Source organism: Pseudomonas sp. KH_017 (genome assembly GCF_057840285.1).
In genome coordinates, this window is the sequence record NZ_CM174509.1 from 2,283,535 (window position 1) to 2,306,985 (window position 23,451).

Annotated in this window: 25 protein-coding genes; 13 read left to right on the top strand and 12 right to left on the bottom strand. The window is 61.6% G+C overall.

The genetic code is table 11. The features are described 5' to 3' along the window. Both serS and cysG read left to right on the top strand, forming a co-directional pair. Window positions 1-1,281 carry a serine--tRNA ligase gene (gene serS / locus AC3IT6_RS10335; RefSeq protein ID WP_489355224.1) on the top strand — a complete coding sequence of 427 codons (1,281 nt, stop codon included), beginning with the start codon at window positions 1-3 and terminating at the stop codon, window positions 1,279-1,281. Next, window positions 1,282-2,676 (top strand): siroheme synthase CysG, encoded by a 1,395-nt coding sequence (gene cysG / locus AC3IT6_RS10340; RefSeq protein WP_489355226.1) that lies wholly within the window; start codon window positions 1,282-1,284, stop codon window positions 2,674-2,676. It abuts the gene before it with no gap. A gap of 127 nt (window positions 2,677-2,803) precedes the next feature. Here cysG and AC3IT6_RS10345 read toward each other — a convergent pair whose 3' ends face one another. From AC3IT6_RS10345 to AC3IT6_RS10385, 9 genes are all read right to left on the bottom strand, one after another. Continuing rightward, complete coding sequence (locus AC3IT6_RS10345) at window positions 2,804-3,805, bottom strand: glutathione S-transferase family protein (RefSeq protein ID WP_489355228.1); 1,002 nt, start codon at window positions 3,803-3,805, stop codon at window positions 2,804-2,806. Window positions 3,806-3,896: 91 nt separating this feature from the next. Continuing rightward, window positions 3,897-4,898: a glycosyl transferase family protein gene (locus AC3IT6_RS10350; RefSeq protein ID WP_489355230.1), complete on the bottom strand. Its 1,002-nt coding sequence runs from the start codon at window positions 4,896-4,898 to the stop codon at window positions 3,897-3,899. Next, window positions 4,895-5,230 carry a TusE/DsrC/DsvC family sulfur relay protein gene (locus AC3IT6_RS10355; protein WP_046037873.1) on the bottom strand — a complete coding sequence of 112 codons (336 nt, stop codon included), beginning with the start codon at window positions 5,228-5,230 and terminating at the stop codon, window positions 4,895-4,897. Before AC3IT6_RS10355 ends, AC3IT6_RS10350 begins: the two co-directional genes overlap by 4 nt. Next, on the bottom strand, window positions 5,227-5,520 hold the full coding sequence (gene tusB, locus AC3IT6_RS10360) for a sulfurtransferase complex subunit TusB (protein WP_489355232.1): 294 nt from the start codon (window positions 5,518-5,520) through the stop codon (window positions 5,227-5,229). Before tusB ends, AC3IT6_RS10355 begins: the two co-directional genes overlap by 4 nt. Beyond that, the gene (tusC, locus tag AC3IT6_RS10365; RefSeq protein WP_489355234.1) at window positions 5,520-5,882 is read right to left on the bottom strand and encodes a sulfurtransferase complex subunit TusC; all 363 of its coding nucleotides are present in this window, start codon (window positions 5,880-5,882) and stop codon (window positions 5,520-5,522) included. The genes tusB and tusC overlap by 1 nt, the downstream gene beginning before the upstream one ends. Window position 5,883: 1 nt before the next feature. Continuing rightward, on the bottom strand, window positions 5,884-6,276 hold the full coding sequence (gene tusD, locus AC3IT6_RS10370) for a sulfurtransferase complex subunit TusD (protein WP_489356515.1): 393 nt from the start codon (window positions 6,274-6,276) through the stop codon (window positions 5,884-5,886). Window positions 6,277-6,464: 188 nt separating this feature from the next. Then, window positions 6,465-7,169: a YoaK family protein gene (locus AC3IT6_RS10375; protein WP_489355236.1), complete on the bottom strand. Its 705-nt coding sequence runs from the start codon at window positions 7,167-7,169 to the stop codon at window positions 6,465-6,467. A gap of 25 nt (window positions 7,170-7,194) precedes the next feature. Then, window positions 7,195-7,524: a DUF6388 family protein gene (locus AC3IT6_RS10380; RefSeq protein WP_489355238.1), complete on the bottom strand. Its 330-nt coding sequence runs from the start codon at window positions 7,522-7,524 to the stop codon at window positions 7,195-7,197. Window positions 7,525-7,544: 20 nt separating this feature from the next. Next, window positions 7,545-7,793, bottom strand: a complete 249-nt coding sequence (locus tag AC3IT6_RS10385) for a hypothetical protein (protein ID WP_008049352.1) — start codon at window positions 7,791-7,793, stop codon at window positions 7,545-7,547. A gap of 148 nt (window positions 7,794-7,941) precedes the next feature. Here AC3IT6_RS10385 and AC3IT6_RS10390 point away from each other — a divergent pair, with 148 nt between their 5' ends. Then, window positions 7,942-8,292, top strand: coding sequence for a hypothetical protein (locus AC3IT6_RS10390; protein WP_489355240.1), 351 nt, complete (start codon window positions 7,942-7,944; stop codon window positions 8,290-8,292). A gap of 126 nt (window positions 8,293-8,418) precedes the next feature. On the opposite strand, the gene AC3IT6_RS10395 is transcribed toward AC3IT6_RS10390, so the two are convergent. Then, on the bottom strand, window positions 8,419-8,844 hold the full coding sequence (locus tag AC3IT6_RS10395; RefSeq protein WP_489355242.1) for a GNAT family N-acetyltransferase: 426 nt from the start codon (window positions 8,842-8,844) through the stop codon (window positions 8,419-8,421). 167 nt (window positions 8,845-9,011) lie between these two features. Here AC3IT6_RS10395 and AC3IT6_RS10400 point away from each other — a divergent pair, with 167 nt between their 5' ends. Next, window positions 9,012-9,605, top strand: a complete 594-nt coding sequence (locus AC3IT6_RS10400) for an NUDIX domain-containing protein (protein WP_489355244.1) — start codon at window positions 9,012-9,014, stop codon at window positions 9,603-9,605. Here the strand turns inward: AC3IT6_RS10400 and AC3IT6_RS10405 are convergent, their stop codons facing one another. Then, window positions 9,606-10,118 carry a methylated-DNA--[protein]-cysteine S-methyltransferase gene (locus tag AC3IT6_RS10405; RefSeq protein ID WP_489355246.1) on the bottom strand — a complete coding sequence of 171 codons (513 nt, stop codon included), beginning with the start codon at window positions 10,116-10,118 and terminating at the stop codon, window positions 9,606-9,608. A 136-nt stretch (window positions 10,119-10,254) separates the two neighbouring features. Here AC3IT6_RS10405 and ggt point away from each other — a divergent pair, with 136 nt between their 5' ends. After that, window positions 10,255-11,982 carry a gamma-glutamyltransferase gene (gene ggt / locus AC3IT6_RS10410; RefSeq protein ID WP_489355248.1) on the top strand — a complete coding sequence of 576 codons (1,728 nt, stop codon included), beginning with the start codon at window positions 10,255-10,257 and terminating at the stop codon, window positions 11,980-11,982. Between the two features lie 69 nt (window positions 11,983-12,051). Then, window positions 12,052-12,585: a cysteine hydrolase family protein gene (locus AC3IT6_RS10415; RefSeq protein ID WP_489355250.1), complete on the top strand. Its 534-nt coding sequence runs from the start codon at window positions 12,052-12,054 to the stop codon at window positions 12,583-12,585. Between the two features lie 272 nt (window positions 12,586-12,857). Here the strand turns inward: AC3IT6_RS10415 and AC3IT6_RS10420 are convergent, their stop codons facing one another. Then, window positions 12,858-13,760, bottom strand: coding sequence for a LysR family transcriptional regulator (locus tag AC3IT6_RS10420; protein ID WP_489355252.1), 903 nt, complete (start codon window positions 13,758-13,760; stop codon window positions 12,858-12,860). A 200-nt stretch (window positions 13,761-13,960) separates the two neighbouring features. On the opposite strand from AC3IT6_RS10420, the gene AC3IT6_RS10425 reads away from it, so the two are divergent. The 7 genes from AC3IT6_RS10425 (at window position 13,961) to AC3IT6_RS10455 (ending at window position 23,451) form a co-directional block, all read left to right on the top strand. Beyond that, window positions 13,961-15,460 (top strand): purine-cytosine permease family protein, encoded by a 1,500-nt coding sequence (locus tag AC3IT6_RS10425; protein ID WP_489355254.1) that lies wholly within the window; start codon window positions 13,961-13,963, stop codon window positions 15,458-15,460. Continuing rightward, window positions 15,457-16,299 carry a nitrilase family protein gene (locus tag AC3IT6_RS10430; protein ID WP_489355256.1) on the top strand — a complete coding sequence of 281 codons (843 nt, stop codon included), beginning with the start codon at window positions 15,457-15,459 and terminating at the stop codon, window positions 16,297-16,299. Before AC3IT6_RS10425 ends, AC3IT6_RS10430 begins: the two co-directional genes overlap by 4 nt. 87 nt (window positions 16,300-16,386) lie before the next feature. Then, window positions 16,387-17,409, top strand: a complete 1,023-nt coding sequence (locus AC3IT6_RS10435) for a helix-turn-helix transcriptional regulator (protein ID WP_489356517.1) — start codon at window positions 16,387-16,389, stop codon at window positions 17,407-17,409. 201 nt (window positions 17,410-17,610) lie between these two features. Next, on the top strand, window positions 17,611-19,407 hold the full coding sequence (locus tag AC3IT6_RS10440; RefSeq protein WP_489356519.1) for an amidohydrolase: 1,797 nt from the start codon (window positions 17,611-17,613) through the stop codon (window positions 19,405-19,407). 18 nt (window positions 19,408-19,425) lie between these two features. Further along, the gene (locus tag AC3IT6_RS10445; protein WP_489355258.1) at window positions 19,426-21,165 is read left to right on the top strand and encodes an amidohydrolase; all 1,740 of its coding nucleotides are present in this window, start codon (window positions 19,426-19,428) and stop codon (window positions 21,163-21,165) included. Window positions 21,166-21,275: 110 nt separating this feature from the next. Then, window positions 21,276-22,016 carry a TorF family putative porin gene (locus AC3IT6_RS10450; protein ID WP_489355260.1) on the top strand — a complete coding sequence of 247 codons (741 nt, stop codon included), beginning with the start codon at window positions 21,276-21,278 and terminating at the stop codon, window positions 22,014-22,016. Window positions 22,017-22,062: 46 nt separating this feature from the next. Next, window positions 22,063-23,451, top strand: coding sequence for a purine-cytosine permease family protein (locus AC3IT6_RS10455; protein WP_489355262.1), 1,389 nt, complete (start codon window positions 22,063-22,065; stop codon window positions 23,449-23,451).

Below are 23,451 nucleotides of genomic sequence, written 5' to 3' on the forward strand. Positions count from 1 at the left end.
ATGCTCGATTCCAAACTGTTACGTAGCAACCTTCAGGACGTAGCGGACCGCCTGGCATCCCGTGGCTATACCCTGGATGTTGCGCGCATCGAAGCGCTGGAAGAACAGCGTAAGGAAGTCCAGACCGAAACTGAACGGCTGCAGGCCGAACGCAACGCGATTTCCAAAAGCATTGGTCAAGCTAAGCAGCGTGGCGAAGATATCGCGCCGCTGATGGCGAATGTCGAAAACATGGGCAGCCAACTGAACAACGGAAAAATCGCCCTGGAAAAGATCCAGACCGATCTGGACTCGATCCTGCTGGGTATCCCCAACCTGCCGCACGAATCGGTACCGGTCGGCGAAGACGAAGACGGCAACGTCGAAGTGCGCCGCTGGGGCACCCCGACGGCCTTCGATTTCCCGGTTCAGGACCACGTGGCCCTGGGCGAGAAGTTCGGCTGGCTGGACTTCGAAACAGCCGCCAAGCTGTCCGGCGCCCGTTTCGCCCTGCTGCGCGGCCCGATCGCCCGTCTGCACCGCGCCCTGGCGCAGTTCATGATCAACCTGCACGTCACCGAGCACGGCTACGAAGAGGCCTACACGCCTTATCTGGTCCAGGCCCCGGCGCTGCAAGGCACCGGCCAGTTGCCGAAGTTCGAAGAAGACCTGTTCAAGATCGCGCGCGAAGGCGAAGCCGACCTGTACCTGATCCCGACCGCCGAAGTGTCGCTGACCAACATCGTCGCTGGCGAAATCGTCGACTCGAAACTGCTGCCGATCAAGTTCGTCGCCCACACGCCGTGCTTCCGCAGTGAAGCCGGCGCATCGGGCCGCGACACCCGCGGCATGATCCGTCAGCACCAGTTCGACAAGGTTGAAATGGTGCAGATCGTCGAGCCATCGCAGTCGATGGAAGCGCTGGAAGGCCTGACCGCCAACGCCGAGAAAGTCCTGCAGTTGCTGGAACTGCCTTACCGCACCCTGGCGCTGTGCACCGGCGACATGGGCTTCAGCGCGGTCAAGACCTACGACCTGGAAGTGTGGATCCCGAGCCAGGACAAGTACCGCGAAATCTCGTCGTGCTCCAACTGCGGCGACTTCCAGGCCCGCCGCATGCAGGCGCGTTTCCGCAACCCGGAAACCGGCAAGCCGGAACTGGTACACACCCTGAACGGCTCCGGTCTTGCAGTCGGTCGTACCCTGGTGGCGGTGCTGGAGAACTACCAGCAGGCCGACGGTTCGATCCGTGTGCCTGAAGTCCTCAAGCCGTACATGGGTGGCCTCGAGGTTATCGGCTAAATGAACTATCTGCCGCTGTTTCACAACCTTCGCGGCAGTCGTGTGTTGGTCGTCGGCGGGGGGGAGATTGCCTTGCGCAAATCCCGCCTGCTGGCCGATGCCGGTGCGCTGCTGCGGGTGGTTGCACCTGAAATCGAAGCGCAATTGCGCGAGTTGGTCGCCGGCAGCGGTGGCGAGTGCCTGCTACGTGGCTACGCCGAGGCGGATCTGGACGGTTGCGGGCTGATCATTGCCGCCACCGACGACGAAACGCTGAACGCACAAGTCTCCGCCGATGCCCATCGGCGTTGCGTGCCAGTCAACGTGGTGGACGCGCCAGCCCTGTGCAGCGTGATCTTTCCGGCGATCGTCGACCGCTCCCCACTGATTATCGCGGTGTCCAGCGGCGGCGATGCGCCGGTGCTGGCGCGTTTGATCCGCGCCAAGATCGAAACCTGGATTCCTTCCACCTACGGTCACCTGGCCGGTCTGGCGGCGCGATTCCGTCATCAGGTCAAAGGCCTGTTTCCGGATGTGCAGCAGCGTCGGGCGTTCTGGGAAGATGTTTTCCAGGGCCCGATTGCCGACCGGCAACTGGCCGGGCAGGGCGGTGAAGCCGAGCGCTTGCTCCAGGCGAAAATTGATGGCGAAGCGCCAGTGGCGACCGGTGAGGTCTATCTGGTGGGCGCCGGGCCAGGTGACCCGGACCTGCTGACGTTCAAGGCATTGCGTCTGATGCAGCAAGCCGATGTGGTGCTGTACGACCGTTTGGTCGCACCGGCGATTCTCGAACTGTGCCGTCGCGACGCCGAGCGGGTTTACGTCGGCAAGCGCCGAGCCGATCACGCGGTGCCGCAGGACCAGATCAACCAGCAATTGGTGGGCCTGGCCAAGCAAGGCAAGCGCGTGGTGCGATTGAAGGGCGGTGATCCGTTCATCTTCGGTCGTGGTGGTGAGGAGATCGAAGAACTGGCGGCCCATGGCATCCCGTTCCAGGTCGTGCCGGGGATCACGGCGGCCAGCGGGTGCGCGGCCTATGCCGGGATTCCGCTGACCCACCGCGATTATGCGCAGTCGGTGCGTTTCATCACGGGCCACCTCAAGGACGGCTCCAGCGATTTGCCATGGGCCGATCTGGTGGCCCCGGCGCAAACCCTGGTGTTCTACATGGGCCTGGTGGGCTTGCCGATCATCTGCGAACAGTTGATCAAGCATGGTCGCGCCGCCGATACCCCGGCGGCACTGATCCAGCAGGGCACCACGGTCAACCAGCGGGTGTTTACCGGCACGTTGGCCGATTTGCCTCGATTGGTGGCGGAGCATGAAGTGCATGCGCCGACATTGGTGATCGTCGGTGAAGTGGTGCAACTGCGCGAGAAACTGGCGTGGTTTGAAGGGGCCCAGGGGCAGGTCTAGAGACCGAGTCGCCCCATTCGCGAGCAAGCCCGCTCCCACATTGGATTAGTGAACGACACAAATCCCCTGTGGGAGCGGGCTTGCTCGCGAAGAGGCCCTCAAATTCAACGCAAAACTCTGTTCAGACTCAGGCCTTGCGCCAAACCCCTTTCCCGCTCAACCGCTCCCGATCATGGGCCGCGGTGAAGTCCTGAGCCGGGCCTTTCGGCACCACACCCGTCGGGTTGATGGTGCGGTGGCTGGCGTAGTAGTGGTTCTTGATGTGGGTGAAGTCCACCGTCTCGGCGATCCCCGGCCACTGATAAATCTCCCGCAGCCAGTTCGACAGGTTCGGATAATCGGCAATCCGTCGCAGGTTGCACTTGAAGTGCCCGTAGTACACCGCATCGAAGCGAATCAGCGTGGTGAACAGGCGGATGTCAGCTTCGGTCAGGTATTCGCCAGCCAGATAGCGGTTGGCGCCCAGCAGCAACTCCAGGTGGTCCAGTTCGGCAAACACCTCATCGAAGGCTTGTTCATAAGCCTGTTGCGAGGTGGCAAATCCGGCGCGGTACACGCCATTGTTCACCGCCGGATAAATCCGCTCGTTCAGTGCATCGATCTCTCCGCGCAGCGGCGCCGGGTAGAAGTCCAGGTCATTGCCGGTCAGATCGTCGAAGGCGCCATTGAACATGCGGATGATTTCCGATGATTCATTGTTGACGATGCGCTTCAGTTTTTTGTCCCACAGCACCGGTACGGTGACGCGGCCGGTGTAGTCTGCGGTGTCGGCGGTGTAGCGCTGGTGCATGAAGTCGAAATGATCGAGCTTGTCACCGGTCGAACCGAGGGCCTGGTCGAAGGTCCAGCCGTTTTCCAGCATCAACCAGCTGACCACAGAGACGTCGATCAGGTTTTCGAGGCCTTTGAGTTTGCGCAGGATCAAAGTGCGATGGGCCCATGGACAGGCCAGGGACACGTACAGGTGATAGCGCCCGGGCTCGGCCGCAAAACCGCCGACGCCGGTCGGTCCCGGCTTGCCGTCAGCGGTCAACCAGTTGCGACGCTGCGCCTGTTCACGCTGGAACGCGCCGTCCTTGCTGCTTTCGTACCACTTGTCCTGCCAGCGGCCATCCACTAACAAACCCATGTTCAAGACTCCCGAAACCCATAATCGATGGAGTCGAGTCTATTCCGATGAGTTCGAACAAAAAGCGCAAAGATCGGGCGCGAATGATCGATTAAATCGATTTGTCCCGCGCAGCCCAGTATTTTTCAGCGGTTTCGAAGGCCTGTTCACGGCTCTGTCCCAGGCCACGCAGGGCCAGGGCCATGGTCGAGATCAGGGCCATTTGCGGGTAGCTGTCGACCACGTCGCCACGCCAGACCGCTTTCAAATGTTCAGGCTCGAGCGAGGCAGGTTTGACGTGACGCTGCGCCGACAACTGCGGCCACTCCTCATCCCAACTAACGCCGCCGGTGGTGCCGTACAGGTGGCTGTCGGCGTCCGGGTTGATCTCGATCTCGCCGCCATCGCCCTTGATCACGATGGCGGTGTCACCCAGCAGGCCGCTGGCATCGCGATGCACCGCCTGATAACCCGGGTGGAAAATGCTCTGCAGACCGCAACGGGCGCCCAGCGGATTGAGAATCCGCGCCAGGGAGTGGATCGGCGAGCGCAGGCCCAGGGTGTTGCGCAGGTCGATCATGCGTTGCAGCTGCGGCGCCCAGTCCATCAAAGGCATGAAGGCCAGTCCGCCGTTATCCAGCGCCGAACCCACCTGTTGCCAGTTGCGGCACAGCGGGATGTTCAATTCGCCCAGCAGTTGCTCGCTGTACAGCCGACCGCCCGTGTGGGCGCCACCGCCGTGCATGAAAATCCGCACGCCGTTTTGCGCCAGGCACTTGGCTGCCAGCAGATACCACGGCAAGTGCCGCTTCTTGCCGGCATAGGTCGGCCAGTCCAGATCCACCGCCAGTGCTGGAGGATTCAGGCGTTCGCGCAAGGCTTCGGTGAAGCCTGCCATCTCCTCGAAGCTTTCTTCCTTGTGTCGCAACAGCATCAGGAAAGCGCCGAGCTGGGTTTCCTCGACCTTTTCATCGAGCACCATGCCCATGGCTTCGCGGGCCTCGACCCGGGTCAGGTCACGGGCGCCGCGCTTGCCTTTGCCAAGGATCCGCACGAACTGGGCGAACGGATGCTCGGCGGGCGTTTCGAGTGTCAGTGCTGGGTAATCGGTCATAAGCAATTCGTCGGTTTGGGCAGGCCCGCGAGTTTCGCGGCGAGTTTGGCGGGAGTGCCTTTGAACAATCGGTTCAGGTGCAGGCTGTTGCCTTTTTCCGGGCCGAGTTTCAGGGCGGTGTACTTGATCAACGGGCGGGTGGCCGGTGACAGCTGGAATTCGGCGTAGAAACTGCGTAGCAGTTCGAGGACTTCCCAGTGTTCGGGCGTCAACTCGATGTCTTCGGCCGCCGCCAGGGCACTGGCCACATCCGCAGACCAGTCACTCAGTTCGACCAGGAAACCATCCTTGTCCAGCTCGATGGCGCGGGCGCCGACCGTCAATGCATTCATAGCCAACTGTTGACCTTGTCGTAGTGAATCGACAGTTCGACGAAGGCCGGGTAATCGATGGCCTTGGCCCAGTCTGGAACCGCAAGCGCACGGGCCTGGGCATCTTCGGCCAGGACGAACAGTTTCAGGCCGCGTGCGTTGAGCGCCGTGAACGGCGCGGTGCCTGGCTGCAACGCATAGGCTGCATCACCGGACAACAGCAACCCGTCGTTGGCGCCGATCACGCGCAGGCAACTGGTCAGGCGTTCGTCGCCGAACGGGGAATGAGACAACACATGCAAAGTCGACATCAGAGGGTGATCACCTGGTCGTAACGGTCAATGAGGGCGGTGATTTCGTGGGCGGCCAACACCTGGGCTTCTTCCAGCGACAGGCCGCTCGGGTCCAGGCCACGCAGGGCGATGCTGTCGCCGCAGGCGAACAGTTCCTCGACACCGAACATCGGCAGGGCTTGCAGGTTGGCGCTCAGGTCTTTCTGTTGCAGGGCCTTGGCGTTCTGACCGGCGGACAGCTGGAACACGCCGTCATCGAGAAACAGCAGGCCGATCGGCAGGTCGAAGGCGCCTCCGGCCAGCACGATGTCCAGCGCTTCCCGCGCGCCAGGGCCGGACCATGGCGACTGGCGGCTGATGATCAATATGGATTTGGCCATGTCATGCGCCTCCGAAACAGATCAGACGGTCGGCATCCTGCGCCGCGTCATGCAATTGGCCGAGGCCGGACAATTCCCAAGGCGCGCCGACGGCAACCGCCTCGCGCTGATAGCGCCTGGCTTCTTCCTCGTTCAACACGCCACGCCGCAGGGCAGCGGCGATGCACACCACGCCATCGAGTTGATGGTCGCTGACAAAGGCACGCCACTGTTTGGGCAAGTCCAGTTCATCCTGGGGAGTGACCACACTGGCGGACGCGTTGTAGACGCCATCCTGATAGAAAAACAGCCGGACAATCTCGTGCCCGCCGGCCAGTGCCGCTTGGGCGAACAGCAGGGCGCGGCGCGAGGAGGGCGCGTGGGCGGCGGAAAACACGGCGATGGCGAACTTCATGACGGACTCGATCAGCGAAACTGCGGCCATGATAAAGCTTTATCGGCGGGGCGGCGAAGGGCGTTTACGCGTAGATCGTGTCGCCCCCTTCGCGAGCAAGCCCGCTCCCACATTTGATCTCCAGTGTTCACACGATCAATGTGGGAGCGGGCTTGCTCGCGAAGGCGGTCGAACAGGCGATGCAAGTCTCAACGCGGCATATACCCCAACTGCCAGCGCCGCGGGATCTTCAACGACAACACCCCGAGCCCGGCAGCCAGCAGGCCACTGGCAAACAATGCCTTGAGCCCCAGATGATGTTCCAGCACGGCACCGAGTACCGCGCCGGCGAACATGCCGGTCCAGGGGATCAGTTGCACGCGCCAGCCGCTACGGCGCTCGCCGAGCATCCAGCGGCCCAGCCCGCGGCCGAAACGCGACAGGGCACCGGTGACGTAAGTCAGGCCCACCGGCAGGCCGTTCACCTCTTCCACCGCGGCGTTGAGCATGCCCATCGCAATGATCGCCGCCAGCAGGGCTGGCAGCTGCGCGTCATAGGGCCAGGCCGCGGCGGTGCACAGCAGGGTGGCGATACACAACAACAAGGGCAGCGCCCGGCGTCTGCCTAGCCGGCTGACGATAATGCCCAGCGCGTTGCCGACGATGAAGGTGGCGACGAGGATCACCAGGCGCAGGGTCAACCCAAGGTCACCAGCACTGATGGCGACCGCCATCCGGGTGGTATTGCCGCTCATGAACGAGACGAAGTCGCCGCTGGCCATGAAGCCGATGGCGTCGGTCATACCGGCCAACACCGAAAGCATGGCCACCAGGCTCAGGCCTATGCGCCCGCGCCATTTTTGCGTGTGCAAATGACCGGGGCTGGCGTGGGTCCTGGCGGTGTTGGGCAGCATCGGCGACGGTATCCCTGAACAGTGCTTAGGGTTTTATCCCATTCAACTCGCAATATTCCAGCCAGTCCATGCCGGCCATTTCCGCCACTTCCCGGTGCACTTCCAGGCGCTGCGCCTCATAGTCCCCGGGTGTGGCAGCGGTTAACAGCAACGTCAGTTCCCAAGCGAACAACTTCTGGCGTTCTGCTTCAGCTTCAAATGCTTCGTGCAGCCGTTCCTCACGATACTGTGCCGCCGTTACACCCTTGGCCTGAGCCAACAGCGGGTTGAGGTAGTCGAGTTCTTCGCGCAATTCGGGGCGCGCATCGAGAAACCGCTTTAGTGCCTGTTCATGTTGCTGTTCGCTTGCCGCCATGGTCGCTCCTTGAGAACGGATTACGAGGATTGCTTCTTGCCGGCCTTGGCCGCTGCCGCCAGGCATTCGAGGGCAAACTGTTCGGTGTAGGTCATCTGGATCGGCGTGGTTTCGCCTTTGACGGTTCTTTCGCCGTCGAGGATGTAGCGAATCCGCTTGTCGGTGACGCCGATTCGCTTGGCAATCCAGGAAGGCGTCTGACCGATCTGGCTGATCAGCTTGTCGGCATATTCAGTGCTCGGTTTGTAGAACTCGGCATTAGGTGTCATCAGGTTTCCAGTCAGAGGTGCGATGGGGCGTTATTGGCGCGACAGGGTGCGCGAATCGTTGCGCGCTGTCGCGGTATAAATGCAGTAAAGCAGAACGATACGGGCTGCCGGGGTGATAAAGTCCGCTTTTTCCCGATGAGTGAATGCAATGCGAATTCTGATGGCGGCGCTGGCCGTGACGTTGCTGGCCGGATGCGCCGGCTCGGCGATGAACGACGCCCGCACCAAGGCCCCGTACAAGACCCTGAACTCGGAAAAACCGGGAAAAGACGTCGCCCAGTGCGTACAGTTTTCCTGGCAGGACGAGGCCGTGTTCGGCGTCGATGCCGCTGCCTATCTGCAACCGGGGGAGAAGGGCGGCACGACCGTTTACACCCGTTCGGCGGAGTCCTTCGTCGACGTGACCACCGATGCCTCGGGCACGGTGTTGAGCTACTACGCACAGAAGGACGATTTCGTGGCCAAGCGCCGGTTGGCGGCGTTGGCGACTTGCCTGTGATCTGATGGCTAACGCAAGTCCCCTGTGGGCGCGGGTTTGCTCGCGAAGGCGGCTGTTCAGCAATATTGATGTCGACTGACCCACCGCTTTCGCGAGCAAGCCCGCTCCCACAGGGACTTGTGTGTGTCAGTAGCTCAGGCGCTTCTGGAAGAAGAAGTGCTTGTGGCCCGGCGGGTAATCGGCAATGTGCCCGATCTCGCTGTAGCCGCATTTCTTGTAGAACTCAGGTGCCTGGAATTCAAAGGTGTCGAGCCACAGCCCGACGCAATGCCGTTCCCGCGCCAGGTCTTCGGCCATCTGCATCAGTTTCGAACCCAGGCCCTGTCCCCGGGCCTGTTCCGGCACCACCAGCAAGTCGACGTACAGCCACTGGTAAAACAATCGGCCATGCAGGCCGCCGAGGATCTCGTCGTTGTCGTCGCGCACCAGCAAGGCGATGTGCTCAGGCACGTTACCTTCGGCCTTCGAGCCGTTGTAGGCGCGCAGCGGTTTGAGGATGGCCTGGCGTTGTTCATCCGTGGGGTTTGGCGACAGTTCGATACGCAGGTTCATGGCTATATCCATATGGCATTGAAGCCGCAGCCTATCCCGGTTGCAGCGATTGTTCCATCCCCGGAAAAGTTGAACCGTCGCCAACGCGCAGCTTGCTTGAGGGGGGCAAACGCTCTCCGTTTTCACTTAACATGTGGACCCTCAGACCAATAACAGGACGCGTTGTCATGTCGAACACAGCCGAGCGGGTCAACATCCTAGAGTCTCAGGTGTTGTCCCACGACTGGTACCTGCTCAAGAAAATCACCTTCGATTACCGCCGCAACAACGGCGAGTGGCAACGCCAGGTCCGGGAGGTCTACGACCGTGGCAATGGCGCGGCGATTCTCCTGTACAACCGCGAAAACAAAACCGTGGTACTGACCCGGCAATTTCGCCTGCCGGTATTCGTCAACGGTCACGACGGGCTGTTGATCGAAGTGGCTGCGGGGCTACTGGAAGGCGCGGCGCCTGAAGACCGCATTCGCGATGAAGCGGAGGAAGAGACGGGTTACCGCGTGCACCATGTGCAGAAGGTCTTCGAGGCGTACATGAGCCCCGGCTCGGTGACGGAAAAACTGCACTTCTTCATTGCCGAATACGATGCGAAGTCGAAAGTCAGCGATGGTGGTGGACTGGAGTCGGAAACCGAAGAACTGGAAGTGCTGGAGTGGGCGTTCGACGACGCGCTAGAAGCGTTTTACCGCGGCGAAATCTGCGACGCCAAGACCATCATGCTGTTGCAGTATGCGGCGATGAAAAACCTCTTCGTCCAAGCATGATCAAAAGCCTGGCAGGCGTGCGGTGCCGGGCCATTGCCCGTCTTCAAGGGTGAGCAAAAGCTCCTTCGCCTCAAGCCCGCCGGCAAACCCGGTGAGCTTGCCCGACGCGCCGATCACCCGATGACAGGGCGCCACGATCGAAATCGGGTTCTTGCCATTCGCCGCGCCCACCGCCCTGACCGCCGCCGGGTTGCCGATCTGTTCGGCGATCTGGCTGTAGCTGCGGGTCTCGCCGAACGGGATGGTCAGCAGCGCCGCCCAGACCTTCTTCTGAAATTCCGTGCCGGCAAAATCCAGTTCCAGTTCGAAGCGATCGCGGGTGCCGGAAAAATATTCGCGCAACTGCACAGCCGTGCGCACCAGGATCGGGTTGTCCGGGGCTTCACTCATCGGGCCGAGGCGCACCCGGCCGGGTTTGTCGTTTTCCCAGAGGATGGCCGTCAGTCGTGAACCGTTCGCGACCAGCTTCAACTGGCCCACGGGTGAAGCCACGGTGGTGCAGGTATAGGTCATGCCAGGGCTCGCGCAAAATTGCTGAACAGGCGTTAAGGATACTGCCTCGACGGGGAGGCGCAATACGTAATCCCGACCATACTTGGCAACGGCTTTTGAAACGTTTCCCTGTTTAATGACAAGAAGAGACCGACTCATGAAGTACGAACCTTTTGCCAAATCGCTGATTGCGACCTCATTGGCGCTCAGCTGCCTGACCGCCCACGCCGCCTCCGTGGCCCCGGCTACCGGGGAAAACGGCATGGTGGTCACGGCCCAGCACCTGGCCAGCCATGTGGGCGTGGATGTGCTCAAGAACGGCGGCAACGCCGTGGATGCGGCGGTCGCGGTCGGCTATGCGCTGGCGGTGGTGTACCCCGCGGCAGGCAACCTCGGCGGCGGTGGTTTCATGACCATTCAACTGGCGGACGGGCGCAAGACCTTCCTCGACTTTCGTGAAAAAGCACCGCTGGCCGCTACCGCCAACATGTATCTGGATAAGGAGGGCAACGTCGTCCCTGATCTGAGTACCCGTGGCCACCTGGCCGTGGGCGTGCCGGGCACCGTTTCGGGCATGGAACTGGCGCTGTCCAAATACGGCACCAAGCCGCGCAAGGAAATCATCGCCCCGGCCATCAAGCTGGCCGAAGACGGTTTCGTGCTGGAGCAGGGGGATGTCGATCTGCTGGACTACGCCACTGACATGTTCAAGAAGGACATCAAGGATTCCGGTTCGATCTTCCTCAGCAAGGGCGAGCCGATGCAGGTCGGCCAGAAACTGGTGCAAAAGGACCTGAGCAAGACCTTGCGGGAGATCTCCGAGAAAGGCGCCGACGGTTTCTATAAAGGCTGGGTGGCCGACGCCATCGTCACCTCGAGTCAGGCCAACAAGGGCATCATCACCCAGGCCGACCTCGACAAATACAAGACCCGCGAACTGGCACCCATCGAGTGCGACTACCGTGGCTATCACGTGGTTTCCGCACCGCCACCGAGTTCCGGCGGCGTGGTGATCTGCGAAATCATGAACATCCTCGAAGGCTATCCGATGAAGGACCTGGGCTATCACTCGGCCCAAGGCATGCACTATCAGATCGAAGCGATGCGCCACGCCTATGTGGACCGCAACAGTTACCTGGGCGACCCGGATTTCGTGAAGAACCCGATTGCCCATCTGCTGGATAAAAACTACGCGACCAAGCTGCGCGACGCGATCAAACCACAAAAAGCCGCGGTATCCAGCGAACTCAAGCCCGGCGTAGCGCCCCATGAAGGCAACAACACCACGCATTACTCCATCGTCGACAAGTGGGGCAACGCGGTGTCGGTGACCTACACCCTCAACGACTGGTTCGGTGCCGGCGTGATGGCGAGCAAGACCGGGGTCATCCTCAACGATGAAATGGACGATTTCACCTCGAAGATCGGCGTACCGAACATGTACGGCCTGGTGCAGGGCGAGGCCAACGCCATCGCGCCCGGCAAGGCGCCGCTGTCGTCCATGAGCCCGACCATTGTCACCAAGGATGGCAAAGTGGTGATGGTGGTCGGTACGCCGGGTGGCAGCCGCATCATCACCGCGACCTTGCTGACCATGCTCAACGTGATCGACTACGGCATGAACATCCAGGAAGCGGTGGATGCACCGCGCTTCCACCAGCAGTGGCTGCCGGAGGAAACCAACCTGGAAACCTTCACCACCAGCCCGGACACGGTGAAAATCCTCGAGAGCTGGGGTCACAAGTTCGCCGGTCCACAGGATGCCAACCACCTGGCGGCGATCCTGGTCGGCGCGCCATCCCTGGGTGGCAAGCCGGTCGGCAAGAACCGTTTCTACGGGGCGAACGACCCACGGCGTAACACCGGGTTGTCGCTGGGTTATTGAGGGTTGTGTCCGGAGGGGGAGGGGCTTATGTTCGTCCCCTGATCCATCGACAAATCAAGGAAGTAAATCATGACCACTGCGTTGTTAATCATCGACGTCCAACAGGCTTTGTGTTCCGGTGAGTACGAGTGCTTCGAGATTGGACGGGTCATCAACACCATCAATGACCTGTCTGCCCGGGCGCGCAAGGCGGGAGTGCCCGTGGTGCTGATCCAGCACGAAGAAGCGGACAGTCCCCTGGCGCATGGCGCTGCCGGCTGGCAACTGGCGGAAGGGCTGGAAACCTCGCCCAAGGACCACCGCGTGCGCAAGACCACCCCGGATTCGTTCTACCAGACCAACCTGCAAAAACTGTTGCCGAAAGAGGACTTCGAGCGCCTGGTCATCTGCGGCCTGCAGACCGATTACTGCGTCAACGCCACCGTGCGCCAGGCCCTGAAACTTGGCTACGACGTGGTGCTGGCGGGCGACGCGCATTCCACCGTCGACAACGGTAACCTGACCGCCGAAGACATCATTGCCGAGCACAACAAGGACCTGAAGCGCCTGACCGGTTCCGTGGCGCGGATCGATGTTATACCGGCCAAGGACATCCACTTCTGAAACCACAGTATTCCCCTGTGGGAGCGGCGGTGCGGCGATCCGACTTGCTCGCGAAAGCGGAGGGTCAGTCAACATCAATATTGACTGTAACGACGCCTTCGCGAGCAAGCCCGCTCCCACAGGGTTAGTAGGTGTACGCAAAATCTGCAAGCAACCGAAATCATTGTGGGAGCGGGCTTGCTCGCGAAAGCGGAGGGTCAGTCACATCAATATTGACTGTAACGACGTCTTCGCGAGCAAGTCGGATCGCCGCACCGCCGCTCACACAGGACCTACACCGCTCCGAAAATCTCCATCAGCTCATTCAGAAACGCACTCACCAGATCCCGCTGCCGCGCCGAATGCCGCACCGCCGCATGAAAGCTGACCTCATAGCGCAACAGGTCCGGGTTCAGCGGGTGTAACTGCCCCAGCTGTTCATGGCGGGTCGCGTAGTGCTGCGGCAGAAATCCCAGGTGCTGGCCGGACAGGATCAGCAGGGCTGCGCCGTCCATGCTGTCGGTGAGCACGGTCAAGCGCTCGATGGACGTGGGGGCCGGCATTTCCGGCAGCGGATGGCTCGGCCAGACCCAGTCGAACCCGCTGACATCTTCGCGAGTCAGTGCGCCGACCTTGCCGAACAGCGGATGCGAGGGCGCGCAATAAGCGATCTGGGTTTCCGGGAACAGCGGGAAATAATCGATGCTGGGCAAGCGATGCCAGAAGTAACCGATGGCCAGGTCGATATGGCCGTTGATGATTTTTTCTTCCAGCAGCGACGACGACAGCTCGGTGAAATGGAAGTACAGCCCCTCGTGCCGCGATCGCAGCCGGGCAATGGCCAAGCCGATTTTCCTGTTCGCCACCGGATCGATTTGCCCCAGCAGGCCGATGTTGATACTGCCCGAGACTTTGCGGTTGATGTGCTGCACCTCGACCCGGAAACCTTCGGCCGCCGCCAGCAAGCGTCGGGCCGCGTCGATGAACTGAGTGCCTTTGGGCGTTACCGAAAACCCGCCGCGCCCGCGTTCGCACAGACGGAAACCAACCCGCGCTTCCAGTGTCGCCAACTGCGCGCTGATCGTGGGTTGCGTGGTATTGAGCGCGGTTTGTGCCGCCGAGATGCCGCCCGCCTCGACGACGGTCAGAAATACCCGGATCAGGCGCAGATCCAGCTCCGTTACAGTTCCCAGCATGGGGGCTCCCGATTCTCGCTTACATAGGTGCTGATCTATGTGAAAAGTGTGCCTGCGATATTTTATTGCCCGAACTCACGCCCTACATTGCCGTGAAACCAGCGTCATCGTCAGATTTTTTATGGAGTTTCACCTGATCTGGACGTCGTAGCGAGCGCTGTACCCACAAAAATAACAAACAACAGCATAGGAACAATCGTATGTCAGGTTCCCCAGTGTCTGCGCACGCCGCCGAGGCGAGCGGCGGGTTGGCCATCGAAGGCCACTCCATCGACTACATCCCGGAAAACGAACGCCACGCCAAACTCAGCAGCCAAGGGCCTTTCTGGTTCCTGGGCAACTTCCACTTCTTCACCATTTCCATTGGTTTTGTCGGCCCGAGCCTCGGCCTGTCCGCGTTGTGGACCATGCTCGCCGGTGCCCTGGGCATTATGTTCGGCACCATTTTCATGGCGTTTCACGGTTCCCAGGGTCCGGAAATGGGCCTGCCGCAGATGATCCAGTCCCGCGCCCAGTTCGGCTATCGCGGGGTGATCCTGGCGTTGATGGCGACGATGTTTGTGTTCGTCGGTTTCAACGTGGTGAACATCTCGCTGATCATGAATGGCCTGGAGCATGTGTTTGGCATCGATCCGACCATCGTCGCCGTGGCCGTGGTGCTGATCGGCGCGCTGTTGTCGATCTACGGCCACGACCTGATGCACAAGGCCTTCAAGTGGGCCTTGCTGGCGACCTTGCCGCTGTACGCACTGGTGACCATTGCCCTGATGTTCGGCGCGGGCCAGGAAGGCGTCACGCCGGCGACCGACCTGGGCTTCAACTGGGTGGCCTTCGCCACGCTGTTCGCCATCGGCGCGAGCTACAACATTTCCTATGCACCCTACGTGTCCGACTATTCCCGTTACCTGCCGAAAAACACCAGCCGGGCGAAACTGATCGCCGCGGTGTTCATCGGCGCCTCGTTGTCCGGCAGCTGGATGATCGGCCTCGGCGCCTGGCTGGCGCAGGAGTTGAAAGCGGCGGATGCGCTGGTGGCGTTGAATCAGGTCGGCTCCTCGATGGTGCCGGGGCTGGGCAATCTGTTGGTGATCGTCTCGGTGGCGGGCTTCCTGCCGATCATCGCGCTCAACACCTACAGCGCCATGCTGACGCTGCTGACCGGCGTCGACTCGATCAGGAAAATCACCCCGACACCCCGCGCCCGTGTGCTGTCGATCAGTGTGATCAGCGTCATTCTGTTGACCTGCGTGCTGTCGATCAAAGGTGACGGCATCGCCCTGTTGAACACCTTCCTGGTGTTGTTGCTGTACTTCCTCGTGCCATGGACCGCCGTCAACCTGGTGGACTACTTCTTCGTGCGCAAGGGCCGCTATGCGATCCCGCATTTCTTCACGCCGAAGGGCATCTACGGCGCCTGGCAATTTCGCGGCATCGTCTCGTACCTGATCGGCTTCGCCGCCATGGTGCCGTTCTTCTACATATTCGATGCCGCCGCCGGCAAAGAGGTGTTTGTCGGCCCGCTGGCACGAGTGCTGGAAGGCGTGGACATCGCCTGGCTGGTGGGCCTGGTGGTGTCGGGGCTGACCTACTACCTGCTCAGCCGCTCGATTGACCTGGCCGCCGAACGCCGGGTGATCGACGCGCTGAGCGAGAGCGACATCGTCGCCATGACCCATTCATCTGCGGAGGCAGGGCGTTGAACAGCGTAAAAAATACCGTGGTCGCCTGTTGCCAACTGGCACCGAAAATCGGCGACCTGGCCCACAACCGCACGCTCACCGAGCGCGCGATTCGCCAGGCAGCCTTACAGGGCGCGCAAGTCGTGGTGCTGCCCGAACTGGTGCAGAGCGGCTATCTGTTTGCCGACCGCTTTGAGGCGCTGTCGCTGGCGGAAACCGTTGACGGTCCGACCATGCAACTGTGGCAGGCCCTGGCCCGTGAGCTGAACCTGGTGATCGTCGGCGGATTCTGCGAGCGCCTGCCCGGTGAAGAACTGGCCAACAGCGCGGCGATGATCGACGCCAATGGCCTGCGCGCGGTGTACCGCAAGGCGCATCTGTGGGATGCCGAGAAGGACATCTTCACGGCCGGCGATGCGCCACCTCCGGTGGTCGAAACGGTGCATGGACGCCTCGGCATGCTGATTTGCTACGACCTGGAGTTCCCCGAGTGGGTGCGCCTTCCGGCGCTGGCCGGGGCCGATCTGCTGTGTGCGCCGGTCAATTGGCCCGACGGTCCGCGGCCGCAAACCGAGCGCCCGGCCGAAGTGCTGCGGGTGCAGGCCAACGCCTCGGTCAATCGCATGTTCATCGCCGCCTGTGATCGCTATGGCCATGAGCGCGGGGTCGGCTGGGTCCAGGGCTCGGTCATCGTCGATGCCGACGGCTACCCGTTGGCCGGGCCGGCGGAGCAGGGTGGCGAGCAGATATTGCTGGCCACCCTGAACCTTGCCGAGGCGCGCAACAAGCGCATCAGTGCGCGCAATGACCTGCACCAGGACCGCAGGCCACAGCTGTACGGGTTGCACAGCACTTTGTAACCGTTGATGTCATTGCGTGCTGGACGCCCGTCACGGGCCTATGGCATCGTCGAAACCAAAGGCCATGCAGTGAACGGGATCGCAATGATGGGGGAGGGAAATAAAGTCGACGGTGACGCAACGATGGTCACGCTCAAGGCGTTCAATCATTGCGTATTGCACCTTGGCCGGCTGGCGCGGGAGAGCGGGGCGTCGCGATTCATCGCCGATGGCCTGCAGGCATTCGGTCAACTGGTGCCCTTCGCGTCTGCCTGGTGGGGCGAGATGTCGACCCCAGGCCCTGATGTTCCCCCTCAGAGCTGGATGCACGGCAGCATCAATCTCCCCGAATCCTTTGCCGCCGAATGGCATCCGGTGGCGGCAAACGATCAGTTCTCCCACGCCACGCTCAATCGTCCCGGTGAGGTGGTGCGCGACAATGGTTTCAACGACCCGTGCGAGGCGGTCAACGATTTCGCCCGGCGCTACGATCTCTACCACTTGATGAGCATCACCTATGAGCTGCCCGAAAGCGGCTTGATGTTTTTCGTCTGCCTCTACCGTGGCCTGGATGAACAGGCGTTCGAGGAGAACGAAGCCGAGCTGTTTTCGGCATTCTGCGATCACCTGTTCCAGCTGTGGCGGTTCCAGGTGCAGGACATGATCCGCTTCGACAGCGAAAACGGTGCGAGTGATTTTGGCGTCGCGCGCATGGACGGCAGCCTGTTGTATGTGGGCGCCAGGTTGTGCGCCGCCATTCAACGCGAATTACCCGGCTGGAGCGGTTCAATGCTGCCGGGTGAGGTGATCGCGCAACTGTCGAAGGCGCCCTGCGTGATCCGCCTGGGCCGCTGCGCCCTGACCCTGAGCCCCAACGCCGGACACGTCATCCTGTCCCTGGAAGCACCGTCGGGCGGGGACGGCCTGGCGCCACGGGAGCGCACGGCAGCGATGCTGTTCGCCGCCGGCCACTCCTACAAGGAAATCGCCAAAATGCTTGCCCTGAGCCCCGCGACCGTACGCACCTACCTGCGCAATTGCTACTTGCAGCTGGGTGTGAAAAGCAAGGTGGAACTGGGTTCGGCCCTGCGTTCGCCGGGTGCGCTGGCGGAGTCCGTGCGCCGGGATTAATCCCAGCCGTTTCAACTATTTGCCTCACCCCTCCTCATTTGCAGAGGTCCATTCGAACGCTGCGCCCTATAGGGTAGGCCCTGTCTATCAGGGGCTGGCGCAGTCGCTTTGGGCCGCTTCAAAACAATAAGAACAGGGGTGAGGCATTTGAGACTTTCCAGGCTTTTTGTCGCCGTGGCGGCGACGACGGCATTTTCCGGCATGGCGTTGGCGGCGACACCCGCCGACACGGTCATGCGCAATGGCTACGTCTACACCGTCGATGGCCAGAATTCCGTGCAGCAGGCCATTGCCATTTCGGGCGGCAAGATCGTCTATGTCGGCAGCGATGCCGGGGTCGACGCCTACATCGGCAAGCAAACCCAACTGATCGACCTGGCCGGGCGCATGCTGATGCCGGGCTTCGTCGATGCGCACATGCACCCGGGGGATGGCGGTCGGGCCATGACCTTGTGCGACCTGAAATACCAGACCATGACCCGCGCGCAGTTTCAGGCGAGCATCCAGGCCTGCCTCGATGCCGACAAGGACAAGGGCCCGGACGTGTGGCTGGAAGTCGGCAGCTGGGACCGCATGGGCATGACCGGGCTCGACGGCGACGCCGACAAATCGACCCTGGACGCACTCAAGACCAAGCGCCCGATCCAGGTGCGCTCCACCGACTTCCACACCGTGCTGACCAACTCTCGCGGCCTGGAACTGGCCGGGATCAACAAGAGCACCGCCGACCCCGAAGACGGCAAATACCGCCGCGACAGCGCGGGCAACCCGAACGGCATCTGTGAAGACGGCGCCGCCGAATCGTTGGCCGCCGTGGTGCCGCCTGCCACCGACGCGGAGAAACTCAATCAGGTTCGCGCAGCCCTCGACGCCATGCGCCAGCAAGGCATCACCAGTTTCATGGATGCGCTGTCCGGCCCGGAAAACGGCAAAGCCTTCACCAGCCTGCAAAAGTCCGGCGAACTGACCGCCCGGGCCTTGCTGGCGATCAAGCTGGACCCGGCCGCCGCTGCCGCCGACCCGGTGAAAACCATCGCCGAGGCCAAGGCCCTGGCCAGCACCTACGACCAGGGCGAAGTGCATGTCGCGCCAGGCGTGAACATGCGTCACGTCAAACTGTTCATGGACGGCATCATCAATGCCCCGGCGGACACCGGCGCCATGTTGACCCCGTACCTGCACAACAGCGGCACCGACAAGGCGCCGAAGTGGACACCGGGCAAGAACCTGGGCGAACTGTACTTCCCACCACAAGTGCTCAATCCGTTGTTGCTGCAAGCGGTCAAGGCCGGTTTCGATCCGCATCTGCACGCCACCGGCGAGCGCGCGGTGCGCGATGCACTGGACAGCGTGGCCTATGTGCGCAAGGAACTGCCCGCTCAAGACTTCCGCCCGGCCATCGCCCACGCCGAGTCTGTCGACCCTGCCGACTATTCGCGTTTCAAGGCACTGGACGTCACGGCCACCATGTCGTTTCAGTGGGCTCAGCAGGCACCGTCCACGGTCGACGGCACCAGTGATCACCTTGGTGCCGAGCGATTCGAACGCATGGAGCCATCGGGCAGCATCGCCCATGCCGGCGGCCGAGTGGCGTTTGGCAGCGATTGGCCGGTCGATCCCCTCGATGAGTTCCTTGCGCTGAAAGTCGGTGTCACCCGTTCCGGCGACCCGACCAATCCGCACAGCTATGGGCCGAAGTATGCCGGGCGACTCAATGCCGATCCGGCGCTGTCGCGAGCCGAAGCGCTGCGCAGCATCACCCTCAGTTCCGCCGAACAGCTGAAGCTGGACGCGGTGCTGGGTTCGGTCGAAGTCGGCAAGTTCGCTGACCTGATCGTGCTCGACAAGAACTTCATGCAGGTGCCCGAGGAGGAACTGGGCCGCAATGACGTGCTGCTGACGCTGGTCGGCGGCAAGGTCGTGTGGGCCAAGGCGCCGTTCCTGGGGCTTGCGCCACACGTGGTTTCCCAAGCGGTTACTTCCCGATCCGCCCCATAAAAACTAGAGAGCGTCCCGATGCGATTGATTCCAAACCTGTTGGCCGCCGCGCTGGCCTTGTCGTCGGTGCAGGCCATGGCCGCCGCTGACCTGGTGTTGTTCAACGGCAAGGTCTTTACCGCCGAACCCGGCCAGGCACTGGTGCAGGCTGTTGCGGTGCAAGACGGCAAGATTCTGAAAGTGGGCAGCGATGCCGAAATCAATGCCCTGGCCGATGCCAAGACCCAGCGCATCGACCTGGCGGGCAAAGTGTTGATGCCAGGCATGATCGACACCCACAGCCACCCGGTCTCGGGCGCTTTCGACAGCATGAAGGCCAACCTGCTGGACGAGGTCAAACCCTTGCCGGAACTGGAGCAATGGTTGATCGAAGAAGACAAGGCCGGACGTGCGCGGTCCGGCGATGTGATCAGCGTGGCCGGGGTCAGTTCGGCCTACTGGGAGAAGAGTCGTGAGCTCGGCAAGGTGTTCAACCAGGGACGCTGGGCCGATCAGCCCATCGTCTTCAGCGGCATCGACGGCCACACCGGTTGGGCCAACAACGCGATGCTCAAGCGCTTGAGCATCGATGCGGCACTGGTGAAAAGCCTGCCGGAGAAAGAGCGCAGCTTCATCGGCCATGAAGCGGACTTCACCCCGAACGGCTACTTCGCCGAATCTCGCTGGGATGTGGTGCGCAACGGTATTCCGGCGCCCAGCCCGGAGGCCATGCTCAAGGCCGCTCGTGAAGCGGTGAAGATCAACAATCAATTCGGCGTCACCGCCTGGATGGACGCGGCGGCGAACGGCGGCAGTGAAGATTCGCTGTTTGATTTCCATGCCACCGCGGAAAGTGTCGGCGTGCTGCCGCTGTACAAGGAGTTGGCGCAGAACGGCGAACTCAGTGCCCACGTCGCCGCGTTGATGGTCACCAACCCGAAGAGCAAACCCGCCGACCTGGAAGTGATCGCCACGGTGATGAAGCAATTCGAGGGCGTGCCTAACCTGACGTTCCCCGGCGTGAAGATATTTGTCGACGGTATTCTCGAGTTCCCGGGACAAACGGCGGCAGTCGTCGTGCCGTACAAGAACAGCCACAAGGACGGTCAACTGCTCACCGACCCGGCGCACTTCGGTGAACTGGTGGTGGCGGCGGAAAAACGCGGCTGGATCGTGCACATGCACGCCGTCGGCGACCGCGCGGTGCGTGAAGCGCTCAATGGCGTGGCGTATGCGCGCAAGCTCAGCCCGACGCCCGTGCCCCACAGCATCGCGCACCTGCAACTGGTCAACCCCAAGGAGTTTCCGCGCTTCAAGCAACTGGGCGTGATCGCCTCGATGCAACTGCTGTGGGCCACCGGCGAGTCCTACACCGTCGAACTGGTCAAACCCTACATCAGCGCCTTTGCCTACGGTTACCAGTATCCCGCGCGGTCCCTGCATAACGCCGGCGCGACGATTGCCGGTGGCAGCGACTGGCCGGTGTCGAGCGCCAACCCGTTCAACGCCATTGCCCAGGCCAGCACGCGCAAAGGTCCGTTGGGCGTACTCAATGCCAAGGAAAGCATCGATCGCCAGACCATGTTCTATGCCTACACCATCAACGCGGCAAAAACCCTGCGCCTGGATCAGCAGATCGGTTCGCTGGCACCGGGCAAGCAGGCCGACCTGATCATCCTCGACCGCGACGTGTTCAAGGTCAGCGATGACGACCTGTTCGAAACCAAAGTCCTCAACACCTTCTTCGCCGGCAAGCAGGTCTACGCCCCCGCGTCCTGACCTGCGTACACCCAGCACCTGCAAAAAAAACTGCCAGCCCCTCGTAGCGCGAGGGGCCTGGCATCGCCATGCCTGAAATTCCCCGTACGCCATAACAACAAGAGAACTGTATGAACGCACTTTCAGCATTGACCCTCGCAGCACTCGCACTGGCCCCCCTGACCAGTCAGGCCCTGACCCTCAACGATGATTTCAGCCTGGAGATGACCCTGGGCGTCGTCAGCGACTACCGCACCCGGGGCATCTCGCAGACCCTGGGCGATCCGGCAGTGCAGGGCGGTGCAACACTGCTGCACAGCAGCGGCCTGTACATCGGCGCCTGGACCTCCAACGTCGATTTCGGCGGCGGCTTCGACACCCGTCAGGAGCGTGAGTACTACGCCGGTTACTACTGGCAGGCCACGGACGCCATCAGCCTGGACCTGGGCTACATCAAGTACGACTACCCGAAAAACTCCGAATTCAACCTCAGCGAGGCGTACGCCGTTCTCGACCTGTACGGCGTGAAGCTGGGTGCCTATTACTCCAAGGACACGCCGAACTTCTTCGGCGAGGACCAGGACACCCTTTACACCTATGTGGGCTACAAAATCGATTTGCCGGCCGAAGTCGGCCTGGACCTGCGCTTTGGGCGCAACGATGTGAATGACCCCGCGTTCTGGTCCGCCAATGGCGATAGCCGTGAGTCTTACTACGAGTGGGAAGCCAAGTTGACCCGCGACTTCGTCGGCGTCACCTGGGGGCTGAGCTACGTCGACACCGACCTGTCGAAAAGCGAGTGCAGCAGTTGGTACGGCTATGACGACCTCTGTTCGGCGACAGTTGTAGCCAGCGCAACCAAGACCTTTTAAATTCCGTCCCTGACAACAAAAACAGTTCCACAAAGGAAACACCGTCATGAGTGCGCAACGCAGTCCCCTGATCGAGACCCGCTCGATCGATTTCATTCCCGAGGCTGAGCGACACGGCAGTCTCTACAGCCAGTTCACCCTGTGGCTCGGCGCCAACCTGCAAATCACCGCCATCGTCACCGGCGCCCTGGCCGTGGTGCTGGGCGGCGATGTGTTCTGGTCGCTGATCGGCTTGCTGATCGGGCAAGTGCTCGGCGGTGCCGTGGTGGCGCTGCACGCGGCACAAGGGCCGAAGCTCGGATTACCGCAGATGATCTCCAGCCGCGTGCAGTTCGGGGTATATGGCGCGGCGATCCCGATTGTCCTGGTGTGCCTGATGTACCTGGGTTTCAGCGCCACCGGCGCGGTGTTATCGGGGCAGGCGATCGCGCAGTTGATCAGTGTCAGCGACAGCACCGGCATCCTGATCTTCGCGGCGAGCATCGCGTTCCTGACGATCTTCGGCTATCGGGTGATTCACCTGGTCGGGCGGGTGACCAGCGTGCTGGGCATCATCGCCTTCGCCTACCTGTTCACCCGGTTGATGACCCTCAACGACATCGGCCTGCTGCTCGACAATCGTCATTTTGCCTGGAGCACCTTCCTGCTGGCGGTTTCGCTCTCGGCATCCTGGCAGATCGCCTTCGGCCCCTACGTGGCGGACTACTCGCGCTACCTGCCGAGCAAGACTTCGTCGTGGAAAACCTTCACCGCCGTGGGTCTTGGCACGGTGCTGGGGGCTCAGACTTCAATGGTGCTGGGGGTGTTCGCCGCCGCACTGGCCGGGGCGAATTTCCGTGGGCACGAAGTGGCGACCATTGTCGGCCTGGGCAGTAGCGGTGTGATCGCGTCCTTGCTGTACCTGAGTATTGTGTTCGGCAAGGTCACCGTGTCCACCCTCAACGCCTACGGCAGTTTCATGTGCATCGCCACCATCATCAGCGGTTTTCGTCGTCGCCTGGAAATCACCGCCCGCCAGCGCATGCTGTTTGTGCTGCTGATCGTCGCGGCGTCCACCGCGCTGGCATTGCTGGGGCAGTACTCGTTCCTCAACTCGTTCAAGTACTTCATCCTGTTTTTGCTGACGTTCTTCACCCCGTGGAGCGCGATCAACCTGGTGGATTACTACTTCATCAACAAGGAGCGTTACGACATTCCTGCATTGTCCGACCCGAATGGGCGCTACGGTCGCTGGAACGTGTTGGGGATCAGCGTGTACGTGATTGGCGTGTTGATCCAGTTGCCTTTTGTCGACACCCATTTCTACTCCGGGCCGATGGTTGCGCAACTGGGCGGCGTGGATATTTCATGGATCGTCGGGCTGCTGGTGCCGGGGGTGATCTATTACGCGCTGGCCAAGCCGTCGATGAGTGGCGTGGTGGTTGAGCGGGGGTAA